At 65.0% G+C, this 25,584-nt stretch carries 24 protein-coding genes; 8 read left to right on the forward strand and 16 right to left on the reverse strand.

Annotated elements, in window-relative coordinates:
• Positions 1-780 (forward strand): enoyl-ACP reductase FabI, encoded by a 780-nt coding sequence (gene fabI / locus F4827_RS04810; RefSeq protein WP_183722254.1) that lies wholly within the window; start codon positions 1-3, stop codon positions 778-780.
• A gap of 29 nt (positions 781-809) precedes the next feature.
• Here fabI and F4827_RS04815 read toward each other — a convergent pair whose 3' ends face one another.
• Positions 810-1,091, reverse strand: a complete 282-nt coding sequence (locus F4827_RS04815; RefSeq protein ID WP_183722257.1) for a hypothetical protein — start codon at positions 1,089-1,091, stop codon at positions 810-812.
• Between the two features lie 389 nt (positions 1,092-1,480).
• Here F4827_RS04815 and F4827_RS04820 point away from each other — a divergent pair, with 389 nt between their 5' ends.
• Entirely contained in the window at positions 1,481-2,527 is a 1,047-nt protein-coding gene (locus F4827_RS04820) for a hypothetical protein (RefSeq protein WP_183722260.1), read from the forward strand.
• A 71-nt stretch (positions 2,528-2,598) separates the two neighbouring features.
• Here F4827_RS04820 and F4827_RS04825 read toward each other — a convergent pair whose 3' ends face one another.
• From F4827_RS04825 to argS, 5 genes are all read right to left on the reverse strand, one after another.
• The gene (locus F4827_RS04825; RefSeq protein WP_183722263.1) at positions 2,599-4,206 is read right to left on the reverse strand and encodes an ABC transporter substrate-binding protein; all 1,608 of its coding nucleotides are present in this window, start codon (positions 4,204-4,206) and stop codon (positions 2,599-2,601) included.
• 288 nt (positions 4,207-4,494) lie between these two features.
• Positions 4,495-5,268: an SDR family oxidoreductase gene (locus F4827_RS04830; protein ID WP_183722266.1), complete on the reverse strand. Its 774-nt coding sequence runs from the start codon at positions 5,266-5,268 to the stop codon at positions 4,495-4,497.
• Between the two features lie 14 nt (positions 5,269-5,282).
• Entirely contained in the window at positions 5,283-5,936 is a 654-nt protein-coding gene (locus F4827_RS04835; protein WP_183722269.1) for a thiol:disulfide interchange protein DsbA/DsbL, read from the reverse strand.
• A 123-nt stretch (positions 5,937-6,059) separates the two neighbouring features.
• Positions 6,060-6,953 carry an SPOR domain-containing protein gene (locus F4827_RS04840; RefSeq protein ID WP_183722272.1) on the reverse strand — a complete coding sequence of 298 codons (894 nt, stop codon included), beginning with the start codon at positions 6,951-6,953 and terminating at the stop codon, positions 6,060-6,062.
• A 112-nt stretch (positions 6,954-7,065) separates the two neighbouring features.
• Positions 7,066-8,859: an arginine--tRNA ligase gene (argS, locus tag F4827_RS04845; RefSeq protein ID WP_183722275.1), complete on the reverse strand. Its 1,794-nt coding sequence runs from the start codon at positions 8,857-8,859 to the stop codon at positions 7,066-7,068.
• Positions 8,860-9,153: 294 nt separating this feature from the next.
• Between argS and F4827_RS04850 the strand changes: the two genes are divergently transcribed.
• Complete coding sequence (locus F4827_RS04850) at positions 9,154-9,480, forward strand: DUF1840 domain-containing protein (protein WP_183722278.1); 327 nt, start codon at positions 9,154-9,156, stop codon at positions 9,478-9,480.
• A gap of 83 nt (positions 9,481-9,563) precedes the next feature.
• Here the strand turns inward: F4827_RS04850 and F4827_RS04855 are convergent, their stop codons facing one another.
• The 7 genes from F4827_RS04855 to F4827_RS04885 form a co-directional block, all read right to left on the reverse strand.
• The gene (locus F4827_RS04855; protein WP_183722281.1) at positions 9,564-9,779 is read right to left on the reverse strand and encodes an acid-shock protein; all 216 of its coding nucleotides are present in this window, start codon (positions 9,777-9,779) and stop codon (positions 9,564-9,566) included.
• A 268-nt stretch (positions 9,780-10,047) separates the two neighbouring features.
• Positions 10,048-12,765 (reverse strand): methionine synthase, encoded by a 2,718-nt coding sequence (metH, locus tag F4827_RS04860; protein ID WP_183722284.1) that lies wholly within the window; start codon positions 12,763-12,765, stop codon positions 10,048-10,050.
• A gap of 66 nt (positions 12,766-12,831) precedes the next feature.
• Positions 12,832-13,899, reverse strand: a complete 1,068-nt coding sequence (locus F4827_RS04865; RefSeq protein ID WP_183722288.1) for a homocysteine S-methyltransferase family protein — start codon at positions 13,897-13,899, stop codon at positions 12,832-12,834.
• A gap of 304 nt (positions 13,900-14,203) precedes the next feature.
• Positions 14,204-14,461, reverse strand: coding sequence for a DUF3567 domain-containing protein (locus tag F4827_RS04870; protein ID WP_027815766.1), 258 nt, complete (start codon positions 14,459-14,461; stop codon positions 14,204-14,206).
• A 181-nt stretch (positions 14,462-14,642) separates the two neighbouring features.
• Entirely contained in the window at positions 14,643-15,503 is an 861-nt protein-coding gene (gene pcaD / locus F4827_RS04875; protein WP_183722291.1) for a 3-oxoadipate enol-lactonase, read from the reverse strand.
• Positions 15,504-15,854: 351 nt separating this feature from the next.
• Complete coding sequence (locus F4827_RS04880; RefSeq protein ID WP_183722294.1) at positions 15,855-17,255, reverse strand: DUF3108 domain-containing protein; 1,401 nt, start codon at positions 17,253-17,255, stop codon at positions 15,855-15,857.
• Positions 17,256-17,371: 116 nt separating this feature from the next.
• Positions 17,372-18,301: an IclR family transcriptional regulator gene (locus tag F4827_RS04885; RefSeq protein WP_183722297.1), complete on the reverse strand. Its 930-nt coding sequence runs from the start codon at positions 18,299-18,301 to the stop codon at positions 17,372-17,374.
• Positions 18,302-18,430: 129 nt separating this feature from the next.
• Here F4827_RS04885 and F4827_RS04890 point away from each other — a divergent pair, with 129 nt between their 5' ends.
• The 5 genes from F4827_RS04890 to rfaE2 all read left to right on the forward strand — a co-directional run bounded on the left by F4827_RS04890 (position 18,431) and on the right by rfaE2 (position 23,375).
• Positions 18,431-19,423 carry a fumarylacetoacetate hydrolase family protein gene (locus F4827_RS04890; protein ID WP_183722300.1) on the forward strand — a complete coding sequence of 331 codons (993 nt, stop codon included), beginning with the start codon at positions 18,431-18,433 and terminating at the stop codon, positions 19,421-19,423.
• A 144-nt stretch (positions 19,424-19,567) separates the two neighbouring features.
• Positions 19,568-20,395 (forward strand): enoyl-CoA hydratase/isomerase family protein, encoded by an 828-nt coding sequence (locus tag F4827_RS04895; RefSeq protein WP_183722303.1) that lies wholly within the window; start codon positions 19,568-19,570, stop codon positions 20,393-20,395.
• 123 nt (positions 20,396-20,518) lie between these two features.
• A complete protein-coding gene (locus F4827_RS04900; RefSeq protein ID WP_183722306.1) occupies positions 20,519-21,229 on the forward strand; it encodes a PhaM family polyhydroxyalkanoate granule multifunctional regulatory protein in 711 nt (236 codons plus the stop codon).
• Positions 21,230-21,907: 678 nt separating this feature from the next.
• Entirely contained in the window at positions 21,908-22,777 is an 870-nt protein-coding gene (locus F4827_RS04905) for an acyl-ACP desaturase (RefSeq protein WP_167064254.1), read from the forward strand.
• Between the two features lie 112 nt (positions 22,778-22,889).
• A complete protein-coding gene (gene rfaE2, locus F4827_RS04910; RefSeq protein WP_183722311.1) occupies positions 22,890-23,375 on the forward strand; it encodes a D-glycero-beta-D-manno-heptose 1-phosphate adenylyltransferase in 486 nt (161 codons plus the stop codon).
• Between the two features lie 63 nt (positions 23,376-23,438).
• Here rfaE2 and F4827_RS04915 read toward each other — a convergent pair whose 3' ends face one another.
• Genes F4827_RS04915 through F4827_RS04925 form a run of 3 tightly spaced genes read right to left on the reverse strand, consistent with a single transcriptional unit; the run spans position 23,439 to position 25,446 of the window.
• Positions 23,439-23,678, reverse strand: a complete 240-nt coding sequence (locus tag F4827_RS04915; RefSeq protein WP_183722314.1) for a hypothetical protein — start codon at positions 23,676-23,678, stop codon at positions 23,439-23,441.
• A gap of 53 nt (positions 23,679-23,731) precedes the next feature.
• Complete coding sequence (locus F4827_RS04920) at positions 23,732-24,532, reverse strand: type III pantothenate kinase (RefSeq protein WP_183722317.1); 801 nt, start codon at positions 24,530-24,532, stop codon at positions 23,732-23,734.
• Positions 24,529-25,446, reverse strand: coding sequence for a biotin--[acetyl-CoA-carboxylase] ligase (locus F4827_RS04925; RefSeq protein WP_183722320.1), 918 nt, complete (start codon positions 25,444-25,446; stop codon positions 24,529-24,531). The genes F4827_RS04920 and F4827_RS04925 overlap by 4 nt, the downstream gene beginning before the upstream one ends.
• Between the last annotated feature and the right edge of the window lie 138 nt (positions 25,447-25,584).

The following is a 25,584-nucleotide window of genomic DNA, read 5'->3' on the forward strand; positions in this document are numbered from 1 at the left end:
ATGCAGACTTCTTCCGACCGTCCGCTCGCCGGCATGCGTGCGCTCGTGACCGGCGTGGCGAACGCCGAATCGATCGCCTACGGTTGCGCGCGCGCCTTCGCGGAACTCGGCGCGGAACTCGCGCTCACCTATCTCAACGACAAAGCCAGGCCCTACGTCGAGCCGCTTGCCACGGAACTCGGCGCGACGATGCTGCTGCCGCTGAACGTCGAAGACGATACGCAGCTTGACGCCGTGTTCGAAGCGCTGCGCGACCAATGGGGCACGCTCGACATCATGCTGCACTCCATCGCCTACGCGCCGAAAGCCGATCTGCAAGGCGGTCTGCTTGATTCCTCGGCGCAGGGTTTTGCTTACGCGATGGATGTGTCGTGCCATTCATTCATTCGGATGGCGAAGCGATCCGTTCCGCTAATGAAAAACGGCGGCACGTTGTTCGCGATGAGCTACGACGGCGCGAATCGCGTGGTGCCGAATTACAACCTGATGGGGCCGGTAAAAGCCGCGCTGGAAGCGTCGTGCCGCTATCTGGCGTATGAACTCGGGCCGCGCGGCATCCGCGTGCATGCCGTATCGCCGGGACCGCTGAAGACCCGTGCGGCCTCCGGCCTGCCGGATTTCGATCGCATGCTCGCCGATGCGGTCGAGCGCGCGCCGCTAGGCGAACTGGTCGACATCATGGACGTTGGCTATGCGACCGCTTATCTGGCGACGCGCTATGCACGCCGTCTCACCGGCAATACGGTCTATGTCGACGGCGGCGCGCACATCATGGCCTGATGCTTCAATCGCATTGAAGCAAGGCGGAATTACCAGCGGCGATAGCCGTAGTCATCATGGCGATCGCCCCAGCGGCGCTCGCCTCCCCAGCGATGATCGTCCCAATGGCGCTCCTGCCATTGATGTTCATGCCAGCGGCGTTCTTCCCAGCGTCGATCGTCATGCCAGCCCACATAGGTCGGAGCCGCAGCAGCGTAGACCGGCGCGGGCGCACCAATCGAAACGCCGACTGACACACCGGCCATCGCGGTTTGCGAAATAGCGAGAATCGTTGCTCCCGCACCCAATGCGGCGATGAGTTTCTTGTTCATTCGAGCCTCCTGGCGTTCGATGAATGGACGACCCCAATCTAGCGTGCGCTACCGCTTTCTGAATTACGAATCTGCAACAATGATCTCGATTTGAAGCAATTCAGTAAGGGATGAATGGCGAGCCGCCAATCGATAAAAAGCCTAAAAAAAGGCCCTCACAGCGGATTGTGCGGGATTTTCCGAACGCGTAAGCGCGATCGGCGATGATGCAGATTTTTGCGCATTGCGGAAATACGTTACGTAGGGCTTTCATGCGGAATTCGCAACAACCCGTAAATATCCGTAATAAGCTGCGTCTCGCACGTAACCTATGTAACGCTCTAAAACCCTAGACTCGCGTCTTACTGTGGCGCAAGGCAGCCAGCCTCGCGCCCTTGCAAGGCAGAGCAATGATCATCGAAGGCAACGCCATCCGTTCGTCGCACGCGCGCGGCGAAACGAAGAATGTTGCGAGAGCAACCATCTCGCCGGCCAGGCGTGCTGGGAACACCTTTTTCAAGCTGCTTTATCGCTATACGCACACTCGCGCCTGGCGTCACAACGAACGACTTGCGCATGGCGTGGCGCTCGAACGTGACCAAACGGGGCGGCTTGCTGGCATGCGCATTCGCTCACGCACGCTCGCTTGCGTGAATGGCCAGATCGCCATGCAGCCTGAAGAAAGCGATGAAATGCGCGAATGCCATCTGATCGCCACCGGCCCGTCGGTCAACAGCATTGACTACCGCGCACTACCGATGCAGCACGTGCTCGGTGTCAATGGCGCGATTGCGCTGGCCGCAAAGCAAGGCGTGCGCTTCGACTATTACTGCATCGTCGATTCGGGTTTCGTGCGCAACCGGCCCGATCTGGTCGAGCGCGTGATTGCCGAACCGCTCACGTTGTTTGCCACGCCGCTCGTGCTCTGGCATATCGTCGAGCGCTTTGGCATCGAGCGTCTTCGTTGTCGCGTGTTCATACTCGACGATATGTTGTTTCCCGCCGGACGCCGCGCGCCGAAGCCTTCTGAATTGCAGGCGATTTACGATTCGCGTGCACTCGCGCTATTCGACGCGCCGCAGCCGCTTGGCTTCAGTCTGGATTTGCGGCGCGGCGTGTTCGACGGCCGCACCGTGGCTTATACGGGCCTCCAGGTGCTGGTGGCGCTCGGTTTCAGGCGGCTTTTTCTGCATGGCGTCGATCTGGCTTCAGCGCGGCGTACGCCGCGCTTCTACGAATCGGCAGGCGACATGCAGCCCAGTTATCTCGATGAGAATTTCGCGGACTTCATCGAGCCGTCGTTTCGCCACGCCGCTGCGCTGCTCGCGCGACGCGGGATCGACGTGCGCAATCTCTCGCTGGAGAGCGCGCTGGGCGACGATATTTTTCCGAAGCTGCACTGGCAGTCGCTCGTGCCGGGCGCTGCGCGTGAGCGCGCGACGCGTTCAGGCGCGTAGTGAAAAGCGCGCCAGCGCGGATGTAAAAAAGCCGGGGCGTGCCGCGGCTCTTTCATTGCGGCGGAACGTGGTTATTGCACCGCGACCGCGCCGAAGTTCTGGCGGCCGAACGGGCTCACCTGATAGCCGCTCACGTTGTTGCGCGTGATGGCCGATGCGGTCGGATAACCGAGCGGAATCCACAGCGCCTGATCGTGGATGATCTTCTGCGCGGCGTCGTAGAGCTTCACGCGTTTGGCCTGATCGGCGGTGGTTTTGCCTTCGGTGATCAGCTTGTCGAGCTGCGGATCGCAAAAGCGCGCGAAGTTGATGCCCGACTGCACCGCGTTGCAGCTAAAGAGCGGCGAGAGGTAGTTGTCGGGGTCGCCGTTGTCGCCGGCCCAGCCCATGAAGAGCGTGTCGTGCTGGCCTTGCTTGGCCTGCTTGATCAGCTCGCCCCATTCGATCACCTTGATCTCCGCCTTCACGCCGATCTTCGCGAAATCGGCCTGCAGCAGCTCCGCCCCCGCGCGCGGGTTCGGATTGAGCACGCTGCCGTTCGGGCGCACCCAGATTGTGGTCGAGAAGCCGTTCGGCACGCCCGCTTCGGCGAGCAGTTGTTTGGCCTTCGCGACGTCATACGGATACGGTTGGATCGACTTGTCGTAGCCCCAGGTGGTGGGCGGCCACGGATTGGTCGCGGGCGTGGCGGTGTTGTCGAACACCGTCTTCAGGTACGTCGTGCGGTCGAACGCGAGGTTCAGCGCCTCGCGCACCTTGGGGTTGTCGAGCGGCTTCTTCTGCGTGTTGAGCGCGACGAAGGCGGTCATGAAGGCGGGCTTCTGCACCACCTTGAGCGATGTGTCGGTCTTCGCGTCGGCGACATCCTGCGGCTTGGGCGAAAGCGCGATCTGGCATTCGCCGGCCTTGACCTTCTGCGCGCGCACGGCGGCGTCGGGCGTGATGGCGTAAATCAGGCGGTCGATCTTCGGCTTGGGCCCCCAGTAGGACGGGTTCACGTCGTAGCGGATCACCGCGTCCTTCGTATAGCTCTTGAGCGCGAAGGGGCCGGTGCCCACCGGTTTGGCGTTCAGGTCGACCTGCTTGCCGGCCTTGAGCAGCTGATCGGCGTACTCGGCGGAATAGATCGAGGCAAAGCCCATCGAGAGGATCGGCAGGAAGGTGGCGTTCGGCTCGTTGAGTTCGAACTTCACGGTGTTCGCGTCGACCTTGCTCACCGATTTGACCAGCTTCGCGAGGCCCATCGACTGCGCGTGCGGGAAGCCGCTTGCGCCCGCCACCTTGTGCCACGGGTTGTCGTCGTCGAGCATGCGCTCGAAGGTGAAGACCACGTCGTCGGCGTTAAACGTACGCGTGGGCTTGAACCATTCGGTGGTCTGGAACTGCACGTTCGGGCGCAGGTGGAAGGTGTAGGTGAGGCCGTCGGTGCTGACGTCCCACGACTGCGCGAGCGCAGGCACGACCTTCTTCTGCGCTTCGTCATAGGCGACGAGGGCGTTGAAGATCACATCGGCGGACGCGTTGGTCGTCACGAGCGAGTTGAACTGCACGACGTCGAAGCCGTCCGGGCTCGATTCCGTGCAGACCGTGAGCGGTTTCGCGAGCGCGGGCGTGGCCGCGCAGGCGAGCAGCGCGCTGAGCGCGGCGGCGAGCACGGGAGCGGGCGTGGTGAAGCGCATGGGATCTCCGTTGGTCCGTTTAGCCGGTGTCGGCAAGGGTGGTCGGGGTGGTCGAGGTGGCCAGTCGCGGGGCCGCGTGGCTCGCAGGCAACCCCCGCGCGCCACGCACGGGGCGCGATCGTGGAAAGCTTATCGAAGGGAAATTGCCCAGACAACAAATTAATCCGCATACCCATATGGGGTGGGATCTGAGGTTGGATCGGAGGCGGGATCGGACAGGCCGGAAATGAAGCGCGGCGCATAAGCATGCGCCGCGTGGGTCAAGCTGTGCTGCTGCCGTGCGCAGGCTCAGTGCTGCGCCGTGCGCGGCTTGCGCGGCGCGCGCTCGAAGGCGCGGTCGTAGAGCCAGCGGGGCAGTGCGCCCAGCAGCGTGGCGACCACGCGCATCGGCCACGGGAACACCGCGAACGAGGTGCCGCGCGCGATCGCATCGGCGCTGGCGGCGGCGAAGCGGTCGGCGTCCATCAGGAACGGCATGCGGTACGGGTTCTTCGCCGTCATCGGCGTGCGGATGTAGCCCGGCGCGATGGTGACGACGGGCACGTTGAACGGCCGCATCTCCACGCGCAACGCTTCGAGATAGGCGAACGCGGCCGCCTTCGACGCGCTGTACGCGCCGGAACCCGGCAGGCCGCGCACGCCCGCCACGCTCGCGATGCCCACCAGCGTGCCGCGCTTCGCCTCGGCCATCGCCTGGGCGAACGGCTCGAAGGTGGCGACCATGCCGAAGTAGTTGGTGTCCATCACGTCGCGGAAGGTGGCGAGGTCGCCGTGACCGGTGAGCGCGCCGCGGCTCACGCCGGCATTGGCGATCACCACGTCGGGCATGCCGTGCTCCGCCACGAAGGCGTGCGCGGCGGCGGCGAGCGCATCGGCGTCGCGCACGTCGGCGCCATAGAGCGAGATGGGGTGCTGCGGATGGGACTGGCGGAATGCTTCCAGGGCGTCGGTGCGGCGTGCGACCAGGCCGAGGATGGCGCCGCGCCGCGCGTACTCGGCGGCGAGGGCGGCGCCGATGCCGCTCGACGCGCCGGTGATGAAGACCTTCAAGGGCTGTGTCATACCGGCGCGCGCGCTCACATTTTCTTCGCGCGGATCTGCGAAATGATGTAGTCCATCACCTGCAGCGTGGCCGGGTCGGCCTTGTCTTCGGAAACCTGCATCAGCGCCGGGCCGGTTTCATACTTGCCCTGGATCGCGATGGTCGGCACGCCGTCGATCTTGTATGCGTCGAGCAGGCCCTTGTCGCGCTGCAGCGCGCTTTGCGTCGAGAACGAGTTGTACGCGTCCATGTACTTCTTCGTGTCGACGCCCTGCGTGGCGAGGAATTTGGCCTGGTCTTCCGGCGTCAGCAGGTAGTTCTTGTTGACGTGGATCTCATGGAACACGACCGGCGTGAGCTTCTGCGCGAGGCCCAGCGCGTCGAGCGCGTAGTACATCTTCGAATGCGGGATGAAGTCGTCGCGGAACGCCACCGGCACGCGCTTGAAGACGATGTCCGGACCTTGTCGGGCGATCCAGCTTTCGAGGAACGGGTCGAGCGCGTTGCAGTGCGGGCAGCCATACCAGAAGAATTCGACGACTTCGATCTTGCCTGCGGGCACGGTGAGCGGCTGGGCCTGCTTCAGGACCGTGTATTCCTTGCCGGCGACGGGAGCGGCCGGCGACGCGTGCGCCGCGCCGGCGAGCATCGAGAGCGAGAGTACAAGCGTTCCGAGAATGCGTTTCATAGCGTGTTGTTCCAGTGAACGGGGCCGGCGGCGTCCGGCCAGGCAGCACGCCGGTGCAGGTTGTGCGCGGCGTGCGAGTGTTGAAGTGTGGGTCGGACGCGCGCGGCGTCCGCTCTTCGCGTGTTACTGCTTCGTGAAGCGGATGACGGCGGTGTCGATCCCGGCATCTGACAGACGCTGACGGGTCGAGTTCATGTCATCGAATTTCGAGAACGGCCCGATGCGCACGCGGAAATATGTGACACCGCCCGCGTCGCGCTGCGTGACCTTCGATTCGAAGCCCTGGAACGCCAGACGCGCGCGTTGTTGTTCCGCGTCGCCCGAGGTCTTGTAGGCGCCCACCTGCAGGAAGTAGCCGGTGTTGGCGTCGCCGGGCGTGGGCGCGGCGGAGCCCGGTTGCGCGGGCTTGGCGGCGGGCGGCGTGGTGTTGGGCGTGTTCTTCAGCGGCTGGTTGTTGGCGAACTGCTGAAGCGCCTGGTTAGCCTGGCTCGATGGTTGTTGCGCCGATTGCTGCGGCTGCGGCTTCTTCGCGATGGTCGTGCCGTTGTCGCCAGTGGACGGCTTGGGTGCGACGGCCACGCCGTTGTTCGCGGCGGCATTGCCGTTGTCGGCACCTGCGTTCGGGGCGTTGCCCGACGGCGGCACTTCGACGATCTGCGGCTCTTCGAGCATGCCCGAGGACTGCGACTGGCTGGTGGTCTGGCCCGGCGCCGTGTTGGGCGGCGTGCTCTGCGCGGCCTGCGGCGTTACCGGCTGGCCCGGCGACTTGCCCTGCAGCGGGCGATTCGGATCGTACTGCTCGCTCTGGCTCGCATCCGAGGCGGCCGGCGGCGCGACTTTCGAGACGAACGGCGTAGGGGAGCGCGTGATGTAGAGCGCGACGACCACGGCGATCGCAAGGCCGACAATCAGGCCCAGCACGACGCCGACGAACGTACCCCCGGACTGTTTCGACTGCGGTTTTATAGTGCGGCGCGCTTTAGCAATCGGTTGTGCCATCGTCTGAATCACCTGCAAACAAGAGTATTCCGGAACGGCGCACCCAGCCGGGCACGCCCCAAACATGTCGTCATGCGTTTTGGACGGAGCGCCCGCGCGACGGGCGCCGCGCGGGTGGGCCAAGGCCGCTTTACATGCGCTCGGGAGCCGAGACGCCGATCACGGCGAGGCCGTTCGCCAGCACCTGGCGCGTGGCCGCGAGCAGCGCGACGCGCGCATCGCGCACGGCTGCGTCGTCCACGAGAACGCGTTCGGCATTGTAGAACGAGTGGAATTCAGCCGCGAGTTCACGCAGGTAGAACGCCACGGCGTGCGGTGCCAGTTCCGCAGCGGCATGCGTGAGCATGTCGGGGAATTCGGCGAGTTTCGCGATGAGCGCAAGCGCCCGTTCGCTCGACAGCGGCGAAAGATCGACGTTGGGCAGCGCGGCGAGGTTGCCGCCGTGCTTGCCTTGCCAGTCGCCGAGAATCGACGAGATACGCGCGTGCGCGTACTGCACGTAGTACACCGGGTTTTCGTCGTTTTCCTTCAGCGCGAGGTCGATGTCGAACACGAATTCGGTGTCGGCCTTGCGCGAAATCAGGAAGAAGCGCACGGCGTCGCGGCCGCGGCGGATGGTCGCTTCGTCGAGCAGGTCAGGCGAGACATCGCCGCCCGCGCGGTCCACGTCAGCGCCGCCCGACCATTCGATCAGGTCGCGCACCGTCACGTAGCTGCCCGCGCGCTTGGAGATCTTCACTTCCGCGCCGTCGCGCATGACGGTGACCATCTTGTGCAGCACGTAGTCGGGGTAGCCCTTGGGGATGCCCACGCCCATGGCCTGCAGGCCCGCGCGCACGCGCGCGATGGTGCCGTGGTGGTCGGAGCCCTGGATATTGATGACCTTGGTGAAGCCGCGCTCCCACTTGGTGACGTGGTAGGCGACGTCCGGCAGGAAGTACGTGTAGGTGCCGTCGGACTTGCGCATCACGCGGTCCTTGTCGTCGCCGTAGTCGGTGGTCTTGAGCCACAGCGCGCCGTCCTGCTCGTAGGTCTGGCCGGAGGCGATCAGCGCCTCGACGGTCTTCTCGACGCGGCCTTCCTTGTACAGCGACGATTCGAGGTAATAGCGGTCGAACTTCACGCCGAAGGCCTGCAGATCCAGATCCTGCTCGTGGCGCAGGTAGGCCACGGCGAAGCGGCGGATCGATTCGAGATCCTCCGGGTCCTTCGCGCCCGTGACGGGTTCGCCGTCCTTGGCCGCGACGGTTGCGCCCGCGAGGTAGTCGCGCGCGATGTCGGCGATGTATTCGCCGTTGTAGGCGGCTTCCGGCCAGCCCGCGTCGCCCGGCTTCAGGCCGCGTGCGCGCGCCTGGGTCGACAATGCGAGGTTGCCGATCTGCACGCCCGCGTCGTTGTAGTAGAACTCGCGGTGCACGTCCCAGCCCTGCGAGGCCAGCACATTCGAGATCGCGTCGCCCAGCGCCGCCTGGCGGCCGTGGCCGACGTGCAGCGGGCCGGTGGGGTTGGCCGACACGAACTCGACCAGCACATGCTTGCCGGCGTCGCGCTGCGACTGGCCGAACGCGGCGCCTTCGGCGAACACGGCGTTCAGGACCGAGCGCTTGGCTTCGGCGCTCAGGCGCAGGTTGATGAAGCCGGGGCCGGCGACTTCGGCGTCGGCGACGAGGCCCGCTGCGGCGGGCAGCGCCTTCACGGCGTCGACGATCTGCTGGGCCAGCGCGCGCGGGTTGGCGCGCAGCGGCTTGGCGAGCTGCATCGCCACGTTGCAGGCCACGTCGCCATGCGCGGCGACCTTCGGACGCTCCAACGCGATGGCGGGCATGACGAATGCGGCCTCGGTGGCGCCTTCGGTGGCCTTCGCCACCTGGGCGACGGCGTCGGCGAGCAGAGTCTCCAGGGTGTGTTTCTGTGCGGGCAGCATGCTTGTTGCAAGTCCTGTGCGGGTAGTTTGGGTGCGGGGCCGTCCGCGTGGTCGCGGATGCGGCGCGTGCCGTCGAATTCGGTGAGAGCGGGCGGGGCGTGCCGTCCGGCCGCATCGTCCTCGCGCTGCGTGCGTCAAACTGGCGCTCCAGCGTGCCGGACGGGCGTGCCGCGCCCTGCGGGTAATTCCGTTCAGACGGATTTTAGCAGGTGCTAATATGTGAAATGAGAAGCCCGGCCAGGCGCGGGTTCCGGTCGCAACGCGCTCAACCTAGAAAATCAAAAGGGAACAGTCATGCTGATTACGTTCAAATGCCACGCGTCGCCCGACGTGCTGATGCTCGACAGTCTCGCTCAATATCTTCTCGGCATTATCGGCAAGCGGCTGGGCGAACGCGGCGTCATCATGCACGATGAACTCGATCTGGCGATCAGCAAGCTCGAATCAGCCATCGCGGTGGACAAGAAGGAACGCGCCGAACACGACGGCCATTTTCACGAGGGCGAAGAAGGCCACGAACCGCACGAACTGCCGCCTGGGCTCGCGCAGCGCGCATTTCCGTTCCTCGACATGCTGCGTGCGGCGAAGAAGGAAGACAACGACATCATGTGGGGCGTCTGAAGCGCGCCTCGCTCGATCCGCAGTACGAAAACAAAGAGCCCGCATGATCTGCGGGCTCTTTGTTTTGCGTCACTGGCTTGCGCTTACTGGCTGGCTGCCGCCGGCTCAGCGGTTTCGGCAGCCGATGCCGCACCCTTCTTCATCTTCTTTTTCTTCGGCTTCTTCACGTGTTTCTCAGTGGGCGCCGAATACGACGACACGGCGCTCGACTCGTGCACCGCGGAGGCCGGTTGCGCGAATGCCGGCTGTGCGAGTGCGGCGACGCCGAAGGCGGTCAACATCAACATCAGCTTCTTCATACGATTGTTCTCCGTCGAGGTTGCTTCGATCTGTTTTTAAGGACTTGCTGATGAGCGAGCTGGCGCGCGACGGGGCGATGCCTGCCGCGCTTGGGCCGCATTGAGCCAAGGGTGATGCGCGGCCATCTTACAAAGCCGAAAAATTCCGTGCGCGAAATATTCAGGCTATCGGTTTGCGTATGTCACCGCTGTCGGGCCGCTGCAACGATGCGTTGCGTTGTGTTGCGTTGTGATACGCGGCCCGAATGCGGGATAGCCTGCGACGGCCTTAAAGCAGCGGCGCGAGCGCGCGGCGCGCGTCCTCGGCGGACAGCGCCATGCGCATGCCGAAATCGGTGAGCTGATCCTGCGCGATCTTGCCGACCGAGAAGTACGTGCTGTCCGGATGCGCGAGATAGAAGCCCGACACGCTCGCGGCCGGCAGCATCGCCAGCGATTCAGTCACGCTCATGCCGATCTCGTTCGCCTGCAGGACCTCGAACATATCGCGCTTGACGAGGTGATCCGGGCACGCCGGATAGCCCGGCGCCGGACGGATGCCCGTGTACTTTTCGGCGATCAGTGCGTCGTTGTCGAGCGTTTCGCTTGCCGCGTAGCCCCACAGGTCGCGGCGCACGCGCGCGTGCAGCGCTTCGGCGAAGGCTTCCGCGAAACGGTCGGCGAGCGCCTTGAGCATGATCGCGCTGTAGTCGTCGTGATCCTTCTCGAACTGTGCTTCCTTCACGTCCACGCCGATACCCGCCGTGACCGCGAACATGCCGATGTAATCGGCCTTGCCCGACGACTTCGGCGCGATGAAGTCGGCCAGGCACCGGTTCGGGCGCATCACGCCGTCGACCACCGGCCGCACCGACTGCTGGCGCAGATTGCGCCACGTGAGCGCGACTTCGGTGCGCGACTCGTCGGTGTAGATCTCGATGTCGTCGTCGTTCACCGTGTTGGCGGGCAAGAGCGAGAGCACGCCATTGGCCTGCAGCCAGCGGCCCTGAATCAGACGCGAGAGCATCGACTTCGCATCGGAGAACACCTTGCGCGCCGACTCGCCCACGATCTCGTCGTTGAGAATCTGCGGATACGGCCCGGCCAGATCCCAGGTCTGGAAGAACGGACCCCAGTCGATGTACTGCGCGAGTTCGTTCAGATCGTAGTTCCTGAACACGCGGCGGCCGATGAACTTGGGCTTCACGGGCTCGAAATGCGTCCAGTCGATCTTGGTCTTGTTGGCGCGCGCCTCTGCGAGCGTCACCATCGGCAGCGCCTTCTTGTTGGCGTGCTGTTCGCGAACGCGGTCGTAGTCGGTCTTGAGATCGTCGATGTATTTCGCCGCGCCTTCGTCGGACAGCAGGCTCGACGCCACCGACACCGAACGCGACGCATCCGGCACATACACCACCGGGCCTTCGTAATTCGGCGCGATCTTCACGGCCGTGTGCACGCGCGAAGTGGTCGCGCCGCCAATCAGCAGCGGAATCTTCTTCACGCGGAAGTAGTCGTCGCGCTGCATTTCGCTGGCGACGTAGGCCATTTCTTCGAGCGACGGCGTAATCAGGCCCGAGAGGCCGATGATGTCCGCGCCCTCGACCTTCGCCTTGGCGAGGATCTCGTTGCACGGGACCATCACGCCCATGTTGACCACTTCGAAGTTATTGCACTGAAGCACCACCGACACGATGTTCTTGCCGATGTCGTGCACGTCGCCCTTGACGGTCGCGATGACGATCTTGCCCTTCGCGCGCACGTCCGCGCCCGATTCGGCGAGCAGGCGCTTTTCTTCCTCGATGAACGGAATCAGGTGCGCGACGGCCTGCTTCATCACGCGCGCCGACTTCACCACCTGCGGCAGGAACATCTTGCCCTGACCGAACAGGTCGCCGACGATGTTCATGCCGTCCATCAGCGGGCCTTCGATCACGTTGATCGGACGCCCGCCCGCGCCCATGATCTTCGCGCGCGCTTCTTCGGTATCTTCGACGATGAAGTTGGTGATGCCGTGCACGAGCGCGTGCGCCAGACGCTTTTCGACTTCCTGGTTGCGCCACTCCAGGTTCTCTTCCTTCTTCGCCGCGCCGGTCTTGAACTTGTCGGCGATTTCCAGCAGCCGGTCGGTGGCGTCTTCGCGGCGGTTGAGCACCACGTCTTCCACGCGCTCGCGCAGTTCGGGATCGAGATCGGCGTAGACGCCCAGCTGCCCCGCGTTGACGATGCCCATGTCCATGCCCGCCTGGATGGCGTGGTAGAGGAACACGGTATGGATCGCCTCGCGCACCGGGTCGTTGCCGCGGAACGAGAACGACACGTTCGACACGCCGCCGCTGATCTTCGCGTGCGGCAGGTTCTGCTTGATCCAGCGCGTGGCTTCGATGAAGTCCACCGCGTAGTTGTTGTGCTCCTCGATGCCCGTGGCGACCGCGAAGATGTTCGGATCGAAGATGATGTCTTCGGGCAGGAAGCCCACTTCGTTTACCAGCACGTCGTACGAGCGCTTGCAGATTTCAATCTTGCGCTGGTAGGTGTCGGCCTGACCGGTTTCGTCGAAGGCCATCACCACGGCCGCCGCGCCGTAGCGGCGGATCAGCTTCGCGTGATGGATGAACGGCTCGCGGCCTTCCTTGAGCGAGATCGAGTTGACGATGGCCTTGCCCTGCACGCACTGCAGGCCCGCTTCGATCACCTCCCACTTCGACGAGTCGATCATGATCGGCACGCGCGCGATGTCCGGTTCCGAGGCGATCAGATTCATGAAGCGCACCATCGCCGCCTTCGAATCGAGCATCGCCTCGTCCATGTTGACGTCGATGATCTGCGCGCCGTTTTCGACCTGCTGGCGCGCAACCGCGAGCGCCTCGTCGAACTGGCCGTTGAGAATCATGCGCGCGAACGCCTTCGAGCCGGTCACGTTGGTGCGCTCGCCCACATTGATGAAGAGCGTGCCTTCGTTGACGTTGAAGGGTTCGAGGCCGGAGAGGCGCAGGGTATGGTCAGTCATGGCGTTGGACTGGATCGTCGGATGTCGTGTGGAGTCGGCGTGGCTTGGGTGGAACGCAGGGCGATATCAGGCCGCGTCCCGATACTGCCCGGGCCAGCGGCGCGGCTTGACCGTTTCGAGTGCCCTGGCGATGGCGGCGATATGCTCGGGCGTGGTGCCGCAGCAGCCGCCCGCCACATTCACGAGACCCGCCGTGGCGAATTCCTTGAGCAGTGCCGAGGTGTCCGCCGGCGTTTCGTCGAAGCCGGTGTCGCTCATCGGGTTCGGCAGACCCGCGTTGGGGTAGCACGACACATAGGTATCGCAGAGCTTGGCGAGTTCGGCGATGTACGGGCGCATCAGCGCCGCGCCCAGCGCGCAGTTCAGGCCGAAAGTGAGCGGCTTCGCGTGGCGCAGCGAGTTCCAGAAGGCTTCGACGGTCTGGCCCGAGAGAATGCGGCCCGAGGCGTCGGTCACCGTGCCCGAGATCATGATCGGCAGGTTCTCGCCGGAGTCTTCGAACAACTGGTCGAGCGCGAACAGGGCGGCCTTGGCGTTGAGCGTATCGAAGATCGTCTCGACCAGGAACAGGTCGCAGCCGCCGTCCATCAGCGCTTTGGCCTGCTCGTAATACGCGCGGCGCAGCTCCTCGAAAGTCACGTTGCGCGCGCCCGGGTCGTTCACGTCCGGCGAGATGCTGGCGGTCTTCGGCGTCGGGCCGATGGCGCCGGCGGCAAAGCGCGGCTTGTCCGGCGTGGAGTACTTGTCGCACGCGGCGCGCGCGAGTTTCGCCGATTCGAGGTTCATCTCGATGGCGAGCTCGCCCATGCCGTAATCGTCCTGGGCGACCGTGGTCGCGCCGAACGTGTTGGTCTCGATGATGTCGGCGCCCGCGGCCAGATACTGCTCGTGAATCTCGCTGATGATCTGCGGCTGCGTGAGCGAGAGCAGTTCGTTATTGCCCTTGATGTCGCGCGGATAGTCCTTGAAGCGCTCGCCCCGATAGGCGGCTTCGTCGAGCTTGTAGCGCTGGATCATCGTCCCCATCGCACCGTCGAGGATCACGATGCGGGAAGCCAGCAGCGCGGGCAGCGAGGCTGCGCGCGTGTACTGCGTGGCGACAGGAGGCGTAGCGTGTTCGGCAGGCTGGTTCATGGATGGCGGGCGCGAAAAGCGCTGGTCGAGCTGGGAAACCCATCATTGTATCCGCAGGCGGCGCGACCCGCTGTCGCGGGCGTGGCCGTCGGCTCCAGGTCGGCCCCAATGGTTGGGCGAAAGGGTTGAGCGAAAGGGTTGGGCGAAAGGTGTGGCGAAAAGAAAACCCCGCGCGGCGCGTGACCGGGCGGGGTTTTCCGAAGGGTGCGCCGCCGTGATGCCGACGGCGCGAGCGCTACTGCGCGTATGGCTACATGAGGAACTGCATGAGCGTGGGAACTGGCATGCTGCGGGCCGCCGCGTGTCAGTGCAGCACCACGGGTTGCTGCATGAGGCTGTCGAACTGTCCGAGGAATTCGTCCACCTCGTCGAGCGACTGATCCTCGTCCATCAGCTTCTGCACGTCTTCGCGAAAACGTGCCGCCATCACACCGTCGATGAACAACTCGCGGCGCGCGTTCTTGTCGACAATTTCATAGCCGCCTGAGCGCATGGCGACGTGACCGTCCTGCGGGGGAAACTCGACAACGCAATAGTTCGGACTGTTGTAGATCATCTGCATGGCGACACTCCTTTTTCCTGTGCTCCCTCACTGCTTCTGTCGATACATGGAGCGTTCGATCTGGAATTCAAGGGGTGGGTCCCGCATCACCTCTCTATTCGGACTGCTCTCCCTCTACATCCCCCTCCTTGATGCCTGCTGCGGTACGACAGTGCTGCGTGCTTTGCGCGACCTTGATCAATTACGTGCTTCGCTGCCCGACGGATGCAGGAAGCGAAGCGTGCAATTGCTGGGCCTGCTGCTGGGCCTGCTGGCGCAGAAACGTTTCGAGCAGGGCCGCAAAGCGATGTGAATCCTCAACCGGGGCCAGATGCGCGGCGTCCAGTGTCTCGAAACGTGCATCGGCGATGGCCTGCGCGAGCGCTTCGGTGAGCGCGGGCGGCGTGCCGCTATCGTGGCGTCCCGCCACGGCGAGCGTGGGCACGCGCAACTGCGCAAGTCGTTCGTGAACGTCGAAGTCGCGCAGCGCTTCGCAGGCGCGCGCGTAGCCTTCGGCAGGCGTGCGCAATAAAACGTCGCAGATGCGGGCGACGGTATCGCGATTCGCGCGACGGAAATCCGCCGTGAACCAGCGCGCCATCGTCACGTCGGCGATGGCGCCGAGACCTTCCCGGCGCACCAGCGCGGCGCGTTCGTTCCATGTCGCGCGCGCTGTCGGCGCGGTGCGGCTCGCGGTATCGCACAGCGTGAGCGAGAGCACGCGCGAGCGCGCTGCTGCGGCGTGATCGAGCGCGAACTGCTGCGCGATCATGCCGCCCATCGACATGCCGACCAGATGCGTTTTTTCGATGTCCTTCGCATCGAGCAAGGCGGTGAGATCGGCGGCGAGATCCTTGAAGCCGAATGCGCTGTTCGATACGGCACTCGCGCCATGACCGCGCACGTCGTAACGCAAGACGCGAAAGCGATGCCGGAAATGACCGGCGAGGGTGTCCCACACGGAAAGATCGCCGCCGAGCTGATGAATGAAGGTCAGCGCGGGGCCGCCGCTGCGGTCTTCGAAGACGTAGCGCGTATCGATGCCATTGACAGTCGCTTGCATGCGTTCCTCCTTGGCCGGCGCGGTCGGGAGTCAGGCTGGTTGCGAAGTACTGCGTGGACGTCGTGCGTGATTTGCAGACTGCGTTGCAAGCCGCGCGCCTGAAAGGAGACGCAAACGGGTGTTTTGAGAAGCCGGGTGCGCCCGGTGCGATGCGTGGCCCGAGCCTCCCTTCGAACGCTTTCCTCTGTTCTTTCTTGTGCTCGCCGCGGGCCGCGCGCGCATTCGATGCGGTTCGGATGCTGGACGCTTCGATGATTTCAGTATGCGCCATTTCGCGCGCACGTGCGGTCAGAATGGCCGGTTTTGTGGCTCGTCGACGCGGTTGTTGTGCGCCTGTGTGCGGGAGGACGCTTAAGGGTGCATCGGGGCGTCGGCGGCCGGTTGGGGAGGTGCTTGCGGGGTTTGATCGGCAGGCGGCGCGATGTCCGGCGCGGGAGACGTGGCGCTGGTTGCGTCGCCTGATGCGGGCGTGGGTGCCGTGGGCGTCGCCGCAGTGGGTGCTTGTGGTGCTTGCGGTGCTTGTTGTGCTTGTTGTGCTTGTTGTGCTTGTTGTGCTTGCGATGGCGCGGGCGCGCTCGCAGCATTCGCAGCATTCGAATCGTCCGATGCTTTCGGCACGCTCAGCGCGCCATGCCACAGCAATTCGACTTCGGTGCCGTTGGGTTCGGTCTGCACCAGACGCACCGGCAACCAGCCGAGCGCCGGCGCGAGCCACACGTCGATGCGGCGCTTGTCGCCGTCGTGGCGCGGCAGACGCATGAAGTGACGCGCCGTGACATAGCCATGATCGGTGCTCACGGTTTCGTCGCCAATGGTGGTGATCGGCCAGATTTCGCCGCTGTCGTTATCGGCCACGTAGAACTCGCGCGTGACGCCGGGCTTGTAGGTGTCGGGGTCGCCGCGCACCAGGCTCGCGAGCTGCATCACCATGCTGAAGCGGTCCTGCGCGCCATCGGGCAGGGCGAGCGAATTTGGCGTGCGCGTGAAGACGATCTGCTTTTCTTTACGATTGAAAACCGTGAGGTCCGCAGGCCTGCGCCCGCGTTTTTCGATGTACTGATCGGGCGCCAGACCGAATGCGTCGATATGGCCGTGGCTCGTCCAGCTAAATGTGCCGACGAAAGGCAACGGGATCGATACGACCATTTCATAGTGCTGGCCGTCGCTCTTCCAGTGGATCGTGCCCGGCGCGTTGCGTGCGCCGTTGAAGAAGGTGTCGTATTCGAGTTCGCCTGAAGGCGGGACCTGGAATTTCACGCCGTGCGAGGCCTGCGCGGCCGGCGCATTCGGCGTGCTGCCGTTGCCCGGCGCGGCGGCCTGGACGGTGCCGCTCGCATTGCTCGCAGCGCTTGCCGCGGACGCGGCGGCATCCGGAGCAGCGGGGTTTGATGCTGCTTGCGCGGGCTCGGCGGGTGATTTCGGATGCGCTTCGGGCGGGGTGAGCGCCTGAAGTGTGTGTGGCGGGCTCGGCGCACGTCTGGGCGGCGCGCGCCGCGCTGGCGCGGCAGGCTTCGCGGCGGGCGCAGCGGGAGCAGCGGGTCCGGCCTGCTGCTCGATGCGTTCGGTTTTGAGCAGCCGCACCTGCACGGGCACATGCGCGGGTGTGACCCGCTGTGCGGTGTGATGACGTTCGAACCATTGCGCCGCTAGCCAGTGCAGCACCGTCACCAGCGCGAATACGGCCACCCAGCGCCACGCGTGCGAGCGGCGCGCGGTGGTGCTGGCGTTTCGGTCAGCGGTGGAGGTGGACATCGGGGACATCGGGGGCATCGGATTGCGGCTCTTCGGACCTGATCGCAGATAAACGCTACTGTGACACGGTCGGCGCAACCCCTGCAGAAGCAGCGCCCGGCAAACGATTCACACGATCAGCGTTTCGCAGGGCTGTACCCCAATTCATAAGAGAGCTTGCGTGCGCACTCGCGCAGGGCCGTATCGACAGGGCCGTTCCACTCGCTCTCGAACGCGCCTTCGTGTCCCAGCGCGATCAGCCCGAGCGCGAGTTCGCCGCTCGCATCGAACACGGGGGTGCAGAACGCGTGAATGGTCGGCAGCAGCATGCCTTCCACGCGCGCCGCGCCATGTTCGCGCACTTCGGCGAGGGTGGCTTCGAGCGCCTCGGCGCTGCGTGGTGTCGAGCCCCATGAGTAATGCTGCGCACTGCCCAGTTCGCGCTCGATCATCGGCGCGGTCTTGCTGCGCGGCAGGTAGGCCGCGAACAGCAGACCCGTGGCGGAGCTGAGCATCGGCATCACGTCGCCGAGCTTGAGCGACGCCTTGGCCGGATGGCTCGATTCCATCCAGTGCACGACGGTCGGCCCCTGGTTGCCCCACACGGCGATCCCCACGGTGATGTCGAGCGCGTCGCGCAATTCGGCCAGGGCGATGCGCGCGAGCTTCACGCCGTCCACGCGTGCGAGTCGCGCCAGGCCCAGTTGCAGCGCGAAGCCGCCCAGTTCGTAGCGGCCCGAAACCGGGTCTTGCGCCACCACGCCCAGGCGCAGAAAACTCACGAGATAGCGATGCGCTTTCGCAGGGCTCATGCCCGCGCGCTGCGCCAGGTCGCGCAGCATCATCGCGCGCGGCTCGTTGGTGAGCACGTCGAGCAGACGAAAGCCCACTTCGATCGACTGGATGCCCGAGCGCAGCTTTTCTTCGCCGCTGTCGCCGGCTTCGTTCATGATTTCGTTCGTGGCTTCGTTCGCGCTTTCGCCGGATTCACTGAGATCGTCGGAGTCGACGCTGTCCTCCACCGAGGCGTCGGCGGAGCGGGACGATGAAGCGGAGCGGGTCGGCATACGGGGCGATGGCGTTCAAGTTCGCGAAAGTCGCGAAGGTAGCGATGGCAGGAATGGCGCGCGCCCTTGGGCCGCGCCGATTCACCATCGTAGAATACATTTCCTCTATCGTCACTCACGCCTCAATCCATGAAACTCGCCACGCTGAAGGACGGCACCCGCGACGGCCAACTGATCGTCGTTTCCCGCGACCTGCGCAGCGCCGCCATTGCCGATGCGATCGCGCCCACGTTGCAGCGCGTGCTCGACGACTGGCGCTTCTACGCGCCGCAACTGCTCGATCTGTACGACGCGCTCAACCAGGGCCGCGCGCGCAACGCTTTCAGCTTCGACGCACGCGAGTGCATGGCGCCGCTGCCGCGCGCCTATCAGTGGGCCGACGGTTCGGCCTATGTGAACCACGTCGAACTGGTGCGCCGCGCGCGCGGCGCACAAATGCCGCCCGAGTTCTGGACCGATCCGCTCATGTACCAGGGCGGCAGCGACGACTTCATCGGGCCGACCGACGACATCGTGTGCGGCTCGGAAGCCTTCGGCATCGACTTCGAAGCGGAAGTGGCCGTGATCACCGGCGACGTGCCGATGGGCACGAACGCCGACGAAGCGCTCAAGCATGTACGCCTGATCGCGCTCGCCAACGACGTGTCGCTGCGCAACCTGATTCCCGCTGAACTCGCCAAGGGCTTCGGTTTTTTCCAGAGCAAGCCGGCGACCTCGTTTTCGCCGGTCGTCGTCACGCCCGACGAACTGGGCGAGCATTGGCGCGAAGGCCGCGTGCATCTGCCGATGCTGGTCTACTGGAACGGCAAGAAAGTGGGCCAGCCCGACGCTGGCACCGACATGGTGTTCCACTTCGGCCAGTTGATCGCGCACGCCGCGAAGACGCGCAATCTGCGCGCGGGCGCGATCGTGGGTTCGGGCACGGTGTCGAACAAGGATGCGAAGCGCGGCTACTGCTGTATCGCCGAAAAGCGCTGTCTCGAAACCATCGAGCACGGCGAGGCGCGTACGGAATTCATGAAGTTCGGCGACAGTGTGAAGATCGAGATGCTCGATACGGCAGGCCAGTCGATTTTCGGCGCGATCGATCAGGCGGTGACGGCGTTGTCCGACGTGCAGTAAGCGACCAGTCAGCGACAATCAGCGCCCGATAAGCCCCAATCAGCCCCAATAAGCCCCAATAAGCCCCAATAAGCCGCAATAAGCCCCAATAAGCGCCGACGCAGCGCCTCGATACACAAAACAGAAGAGACAGGAGACAGTGCCATGAACAACGATCCTTTCTACGCGCGCTATCACGCGCTACGCGTGCGGCGCCACGAGCACGGCATCGTCGAGATCGTGATGAGCGGCGAGGGCGCCAACAAAAGCGGCCTCGCCACCGCCGACGCCAACATGCATCGCGAACTCGCGGAAATCTGGCGCGACGTCGATCGCGATCCGGATGCGCGCGTGGCCGTGATTCGCGGCGAGGGCAAGGGATTTTCGGCGGGCGGCGATCTTGCGCTCGTCGAGGACATGGCGCTGCATTTCGACGTGCGTGCGCGCGTGTGGCGCGAAGCGCGCGACCTCGTCTACAACGTCATCAACTGCAGCAAGCCGATCGTTTCCGCCATGCATGGCCCGGCGGTGGGCGCCGGTCTGGTCGCGGGTCTGCTGGCCGATATCTCGATCGCCGCGAAGACCGCACGCATCATCGACGGGCACACGCGCCTGGGCGTCGCGGCGGGCGATCACGCGGCGATTGTCTGGCCGCTGCTGTGCGGCATGGCGAAGGCGAAGTACTACCTGCTGCTGTGCGAGCCGGTGAGCGGCGAAGAGGCGGAGCGCATCGGCCTGGTGTCGCTGGCCGTCGATGAAACCGATCTGCTGCCGAAGGCGTTCGAAGTGGCGAAGCGCCTCGCGAACGGTTCGCAGACGGCGGTGCGCTGGACCAAGTACGCGCTCAATAACTGGCTGCGCCAGGCGGGGCCGAACTTCGATACGTCGCTGGCGCTGGAATTCATGGGCTTTTCCGGGCCGGACGTGCGTGAAGGCGTGCAGTCGCTGCGCGAGCGGCGCGCCCCCGAGTTTCCCGGCGGCGATCCTTTCTGAATCGCCCGCAGGCGCGCGGTATCATCGTTACCCTGCACCCAACCAGAACGACACGCACCACAAGTACGACACGCAGGACACATTCCGACTGCAATGTAAGAGAGATTCGCGAGGGAGATTCGCATGACCGATTCAGCAGGCACCGTACCGCCGTTCCCGGGCTTTCCCGGCTTTCCGCCCGCCGAGATGCTCGACCGCATGTGGGGGATGATGCGCCTCACGCCGTTCGGCAGCGCCTTCCCCGGCAGCGAGCCGGGTGCGGCTCAAGGTTTCGGACAGGCACTCGGGCCGTCGTTGTCGATGATGTCCGACATGATGACGCCGCTCACCAATATCGAAGAGCTCGACAAGCGCGTGACCGATCTGCGCGCCGTCGAGCAGTGGCTCAAGCTCAATCTGAACATGCTGCAATCGGCGATCCAGGCGCTCGAAGTGCAGCGCGCGACGCTCTCCACGCTGCGCGCGTTCGGCGCGTTCGCGCAATCGCAGATGAGCCCGCCGCCCGCGCATGAAGCCCCTGCGCGCGATAGCGCCCCGTCCGCGCGCGAAAGCGCATCGTCCACGGGTGACGCCGACGCAGCGGCGGACGCGCCCGCCGGCTTCGACGCGTCCGCATGGTGGAACCTGCTGCAATCGCAGTTCAACCAGCTCGCGCAGTTCGCGATGGCGCAGCCTGCCGCGGCGGCGCAAGCGGCGAGCGCAAGCGCAGGCGAGTCGGCACCGGCAAAGCCGGCGGCGAAGCGCAGCAGCAGCGGCGGCGCGAGCGCGGGTGCTGCGGCCGGCAAGACCTCCACCGCGCGCGGGGGCAAGAAGGCACCCGCGCGTTCGGAATAAGGGGCGCGCCGCGTCCGGAGCGGGCGCGGCATTTGCGGCACGCAAGCGAAGAGTGATGTTCGTTTGATGTATCGCAAGCGAGCTTCAGAGATGGCTGTGGGCATGGCGTTGGGCCTTCCGCCGGCGCGCCAGAACTGAAAGATCGCCGTGCTATCATCGTGTAAGGTTTTTCCGACCGTCTCGTGGGCGTCAGGTTTTATTTGCGCATGCCGACCGACACCCGAGGCGTTCCCCGTTTGCTTCCGGTCAAACAGAGCCACCGTGTGCGCTTACGCCGCGGCTTCCGGCAGCAATAGAAGAAACAGGCGGGGACGGTGAGGGTGCCGTGCCGCGACAATCTGTCGCAGCACGTGCGGGCGACCCTCGCTGGACGGGTCCGTCGGGTCCGCCGCGCGCCACGCGGGCGGGGCGGGCAGACGGCGCGGGCGGCTCCCCGCGGATTTCAGGCAGCCGGGTTCCAGGCAGGGTTCAGCTACCCAGAACTCATCACGGCGCCTCTCACATCGGCACGGCGGATTGCCGCTCGACAGGAAGTAATCTGTTTAGCGCGAGTGCAATTGCGTCCGAAAGGCCGGTTACCGCGTAAAATTAAATGCTTTTCGCCTGCCGGCCGCGTGAAGGAAACGCGCCGCGGGCAGCACGCTACGAAGTCGTCATGCGCAGAACAGGGGCGGGACTATGAACACGATGCTTTATCCGGAACTTTACAAATCGCTCGAATCGGTCCGTTGGGACATGGAAAAGGACATTCCGTGGGACAAGTTCGACGGCTCGCTTTTGACCGATGAGCAGGCCGCGACCATCAAGATGAACGCGATCACCGAATGGTCGGCCCTGCCGGCCACGGAAATGTTCCTGCGTGACAACCATCATGACAGCGACTTTTCCGCTTTCATGAGCGTCTGGTTCTTCGAAGAGCAGAAGCACTCGCTCGTGCTGATGGAGTACCTGCGCCGCTTCAAGCCGGAGATGGTGCCCACGGAAGAAGAACTGCATGCCGTGCGCTTCACGTTCGATCCGGCGCCGCCGCTCGAAACGCTGATGCTGCACTTCTGCGGCGAGATCCGCCTGAACCACTGGTATCGCCGCGCCGCCGAATGGCACACGGAACCGGTCATCAAGGCCATCTACGAAACCATCTCGCGCGACGAAGCCCGTCACGGCGGCGCCTACTTGCGCTACATGAAGAAGGCGCTGAACAACGCCGGCGACGTCGCGCGTGCGGCCTTCGCGAAGATCGGTGTCCTGATGGCTTCGGCGCGCCGCACCGAAAAGCCGCTGCACCCGACCAACCTGCACGTCAATCAGTCGCTGTTCCCGCGCGACACCATCCAGTCGCGCCTGCCGGATCCGGAATGGCTCGAACGCTGGCTCGACGAGCAAATCCGTTTCGACGACGGCTGGGAAAAGAAGGTGGTCGAGCGCATCCTGCATAACCTGTCGATCCTGTTCGAGCGCACCTTCAGCACGGCGCAGGAACTGAACCGCTACCGCAAGGAAGTGGTGCAGCGTCTGCAGGCCGAACAGGGCGCGCAGCAGCCTGCCTGATAGCGGCAGCACAGCCAGAAGCACTGAACGAAACGGCCCGGCACGCGCAAGCGTCCGGGCCGTTTTGCCAGGCCGTTTCATATCAAGTCAACTTCTTTTCGAGTCTCATCCGATGCCCGCATCTTTCGAACGCAAGATCACGACCCGCGACGCGCTCGCGCAACTGCGCGCCTCGCTGGCCGGTCCCGTGGTGTTCACCAACGGCGTCTTCGACATCCTGCATCGCGGCCACGTCACCTACCTCGCCGATGCCAAGGCGCTGGGCGCGACGCTCATTGTCGGCGTGAATAGCGATGCTTCGGTGAAGATGCTCGGCAAGGGCGACGATCGCCCCATCAACAACGAGAACGATCGCATGGCGCTGCTGGCGGCGCTGGAAAGCGTGGACTACGTGGTGCAGTTCACGGAGCGCACGCCGATCGAGCTGATCGAAGCCGTGCGTCCGGACATCCTGGTGAAGGGCGGCGACTACGACATGGATGCGTTGCCTGAATCGGCGCTGGTGCGCAGCTGGGGCGGCACGGCGTGCGCGATCGCGTTCGAACACGACCGCTCGACGACGAAGCTGCTGCAAAAGGTGCGCGCGCAACAGAACTGATTGCGCGTTTTTTTGCGCGCTTGTCTGCCTGAATCGCGCGCGCTGAGATCCAGACGTTGATGCTTATTGGGTCAACGTCGTCGACTGGATGGCCGGCTCAGCGAGCGGGCCGCCCACGATGGGCACGTCCACCGATTCGGAAGGCTTGATGGCCCGCACGCCCAGGCCCTCCGGATGGATCTGCCGGCTCAGTTGTTTGCGATCGAGTGCGCCCGAAGCGGGCAGCGGCCCGAACAAACCGCGAATCGCCCCGAGGGCGAACAGGTTGGCGAGAATCAGGATGGCGATCAGGCCGCGCAGCATCGTATGAGACTCCGTCGATATCGTTATTGAGAGCGAGCGTGTGCAAGGCACGCTCAGGGTTCTACTGCGGACTGTGCCGCGATCAGCGCAAGACCGGCGAGAACCAGGCTGTCGTGGCGAGTATGCGGCACCTTGAGCGCCGCTGACGCCTGCGCGGCCGCGCCGCCGCTCACCACCAGCCGCACCGGCATTTTCCATCCCTCCTGCAGATCGGCCCAGGCGCGCTCGACCAGACTCGCCTGCGCAAGCGCGCAACCTGCCGCGATCGAGCGTTTCGTGTCGGTGGCGAAGAGCGACGCCTCGCCCGTCTCATCTGCGGACCCAGGCGCATGATGCGCGTCGAGCACGGGCAGTTGCGCGGTATGTTCGCCGAGCGAGCGCATCATCAGCGTCCAGCCCGGCGCGATCAGGCCGCCGATAAAGGTGCCGTCGGCGCGCAACGCTTCGAGCGTGGTGGCGGTGCCGAAGGTCGCGATCAGCAGAGGTTCGCCGGGAAACGCCGCGTGTGCCCCGATCATACCGGCCCATCGGTCGCTGCCCAGCGAGTCGGGCGTCGTATAGCCGTTGGTCACGCCGCATTGCTGCTGCGTCGAGCGGATCACCGTGCGCGCGAGACCTGGCCAGTGCGCGTCGAGCGCGGCATCGATATGCTGCGCGACGGTTGCGCCCGCCACGTTCGAAATCCACGCGCTGCCGGGCGTTCGCAGTGCCGACCAGTCCGCGAAATCGCCATCATGGTTTGCTGCGCCGGTGGCCAACTGCGTACCGGCGGCGACGAGTGCCCACTTGATCCGGCTATTGCCGGCGTCGATCAGGAGAAGCGGAGGCGGCCCGGCGTGTTGCGCGCCGCTCATGCGGCGCCGCCCGCCAGACGCAGCGAGACATCGCCGGTCGTGACCGACTCGCGGCCCTGCGCCGTATCGACCAGCAACTGGCCGCTCTCGTCCACGCCCACCGCCACGCCGCGCATGATTTGCGCGCCTTGTTCGTAGAGCGCGATCTCGCGGCCCGCATAGGCGTGGCACGCGTTCCAGCGCGCCTGAAACGCCGCGAAGCCATGCGCGCCGAAACGCTCCAGCGCGCCTTCGAGCGCGTTGAGTTCGGCGGCGAGCACATCGGTGAGATTGGCGGCGGGCCACACGCGCGAGAGCGCGGTGGGCGTTGTGCCGGGAACCGGCGCGGCTTGCTGCGCGGCGGCGTCGGCGTTGAGCGCTTCGACTTTCTTTGCCAGCGCATCCGCGCCGCGCACATTGGTGCCGATACCGATCACCACCGCCGATGCATCCAGCGTGCTCCACGCGCTTTCCACGAGGATCCCCACCAGCTTGTCGCCTTCGAGCAGGACGTCGTTCGGCCATTTCAGCGCGATCTGGCCGGGCGCGGCCACCGGCAGCGTGCGCAGGCCGTCCACCAGCGCCGAACCGATGGCAAGGCTCAGCCCCGCCAGTCCTTCGAGCGGGCGCGGCAGCACGCAGGCGAGCGAGAACAGCAGCGCGTCGCCGGGCTGCGCCACCCAGCTGCGCCCGCGTCGGCCGCGGCCGGCAGTCTGCAGATAGGCCACGCGCACGATCGGGCGCGCGAGCGCGTCGGCGCGATGCGGCAGCGCCTTGAGGCGCGCCATCAGGTCGGCGTTGGTCGAGCCGGTTTCCTCGACGATCTCGATCGGCCAGTCATTTGCGGCGGGGCCGAACAGCGTCACCGCACGATCGCGGTCGATGCGCCAGTCGTCGGCGCGCGGAGTCTCGGGGGACGGGGCAGTAGCGTTCATGGTGCGTATTGTAGTGGCTCGCCTGCGCTCTGACGGAGGCAATCCGGCGCAAGGCCGATGCAATCTGCCTGCGGGCGAAGGACGCTGCCCAATGCGATCACGGACGAGAATTTTGCTGATTTTTTGTGCAATCCACAG

Origin of the sequence: Paraburkholderia bannensis (assembly GCF_014200455.1) — a bacterium.
GTDB lineage: Bacteria > Pseudomonadota > Gammaproteobacteria > Burkholderiales > Burkholderiaceae > Paraburkholderia > Paraburkholderia bannensis_A.

Excerpts from the sequence above, each read along its gene's own strand:
- fabI (WP_183722254.1), top strand. The coding sequence starts at position 1 with ATGCAGACTTCTTCCGACCGTCCGCTCGCCGGCATGCGTGCGCTCGTG.
- F4827_RS04815 (WP_183722257.1), bottom strand. The coding sequence starts at position 1,091 with ATGAACAAGAAACTCATCGCCGCATTGGGTGCGGGAGCAACGATTCTC.
- F4827_RS04820 (WP_183722260.1), top strand. The coding sequence starts at position 1,481 with ATGATCATCGAAGGCAACGCCATCCGTTCGTCGCACGCGCGCGGCGAA.
- F4827_RS04825 (WP_183722263.1), bottom strand. The coding sequence starts at position 4,206 with ATGCGCTTCACCACGCCCGCTCCCGTGCTCGCCGCCGCGCTCAGCGCG.
- F4827_RS04830 (WP_183722266.1), bottom strand. The coding sequence starts at position 5,268 with ATGACACAGCCCTTGAAGGTCTTCATCACCGGCGCGTCGAGCGGCATC.
- F4827_RS04835 (WP_183722269.1), bottom strand. The coding sequence starts at position 5,936 with ATGAAACGCATTCTCGGAACGCTTGTACTCTCGCTCTCGATGCTCGCC.
- argS (WP_183722275.1), bottom strand. The coding sequence starts at position 8,859 with ATGCTGCCCGCACAGAAACACACCCTGGAGACTCTGCTCGCCGACGCC.
- F4827_RS04850 (WP_183722278.1), top strand. The coding sequence starts at position 9,154 with ATGCTGATTACGTTCAAATGCCACGCGTCGCCCGACGTGCTGATGCTC.
- F4827_RS04855 (WP_183722281.1), bottom strand. The coding sequence starts at position 9,779 with ATGAAGAAGCTGATGTTGATGTTGACCGCCTTCGGCGTCGCCGCACTC.
- metH (WP_183722284.1), bottom strand. The coding sequence starts at position 12,765 with ATGACTGACCATACCCTGCGCCTCTCCGGCCTCGAACCCTTCAACGTC.
- F4827_RS04865 (WP_183722288.1), bottom strand. The coding sequence starts at position 13,899 with ATGAACCAGCCTGCCGAACACGCTACGCCTCCTGTCGCCACGCAGTAC.
- F4827_RS04870 (WP_027815766.1), bottom strand. The coding sequence starts at position 14,461 with ATGCAGATGATCTACAACAGTCCGAACTATTGCGTTGTCGAGTTTCCC.
- pcaD (WP_183722291.1), bottom strand. The coding sequence starts at position 15,503 with ATGCAAGCGACTGTCAATGGCATCGATACGCGCTACGTCTTCGAAGAC.
- F4827_RS04880 (WP_183722294.1), bottom strand. The coding sequence starts at position 17,255 with ATGTCCACCTCCACCGCTGACCGAAACGCCAGCACCACCGCGCGCCGC.
- F4827_RS04885 (WP_183722297.1), bottom strand. The coding sequence starts at position 18,301 with ATGCCGACCCGCTCCGCTTCATCGTCCCGCTCCGCCGACGCCTCGGTG.
- F4827_RS04890 (WP_183722300.1), top strand. The coding sequence starts at position 18,431 with ATGAAACTCGCCACGCTGAAGGACGGCACCCGCGACGGCCAACTGATC.
- F4827_RS04895 (WP_183722303.1), top strand. The coding sequence starts at position 19,568 with ATGAACAACGATCCTTTCTACGCGCGCTATCACGCGCTACGCGTGCGG.
- F4827_RS04900 (WP_183722306.1), top strand. The coding sequence starts at position 20,519 with ATGACCGATTCAGCAGGCACCGTACCGCCGTTCCCGGGCTTTCCCGGC.
- F4827_RS04905 (WP_167064254.1), top strand. The coding sequence starts at position 21,908 with ATGAACACGATGCTTTATCCGGAACTTTACAAATCGCTCGAATCGGTC.
- rfaE2 (WP_183722311.1), top strand. The coding sequence starts at position 22,890 with ATGCCCGCATCTTTCGAACGCAAGATCACGACCCGCGACGCGCTCGCG.
- F4827_RS04915 (WP_183722314.1), bottom strand. The coding sequence starts at position 23,678 with ATGCTGCGCGGCCTGATCGCCATCCTGATTCTCGCCAACCTGTTCGCC.
- F4827_RS04920 (WP_183722317.1), bottom strand. The coding sequence starts at position 24,532 with ATGAGCGGCGCGCAACACGCCGGGCCGCCTCCGCTTCTCCTGATCGAC.
- F4827_RS04925 (WP_183722320.1), bottom strand. The coding sequence starts at position 25,446 with ATGAACGCTACTGCCCCGTCCCCCGAGACTCCGCGCGCCGACGACTGG.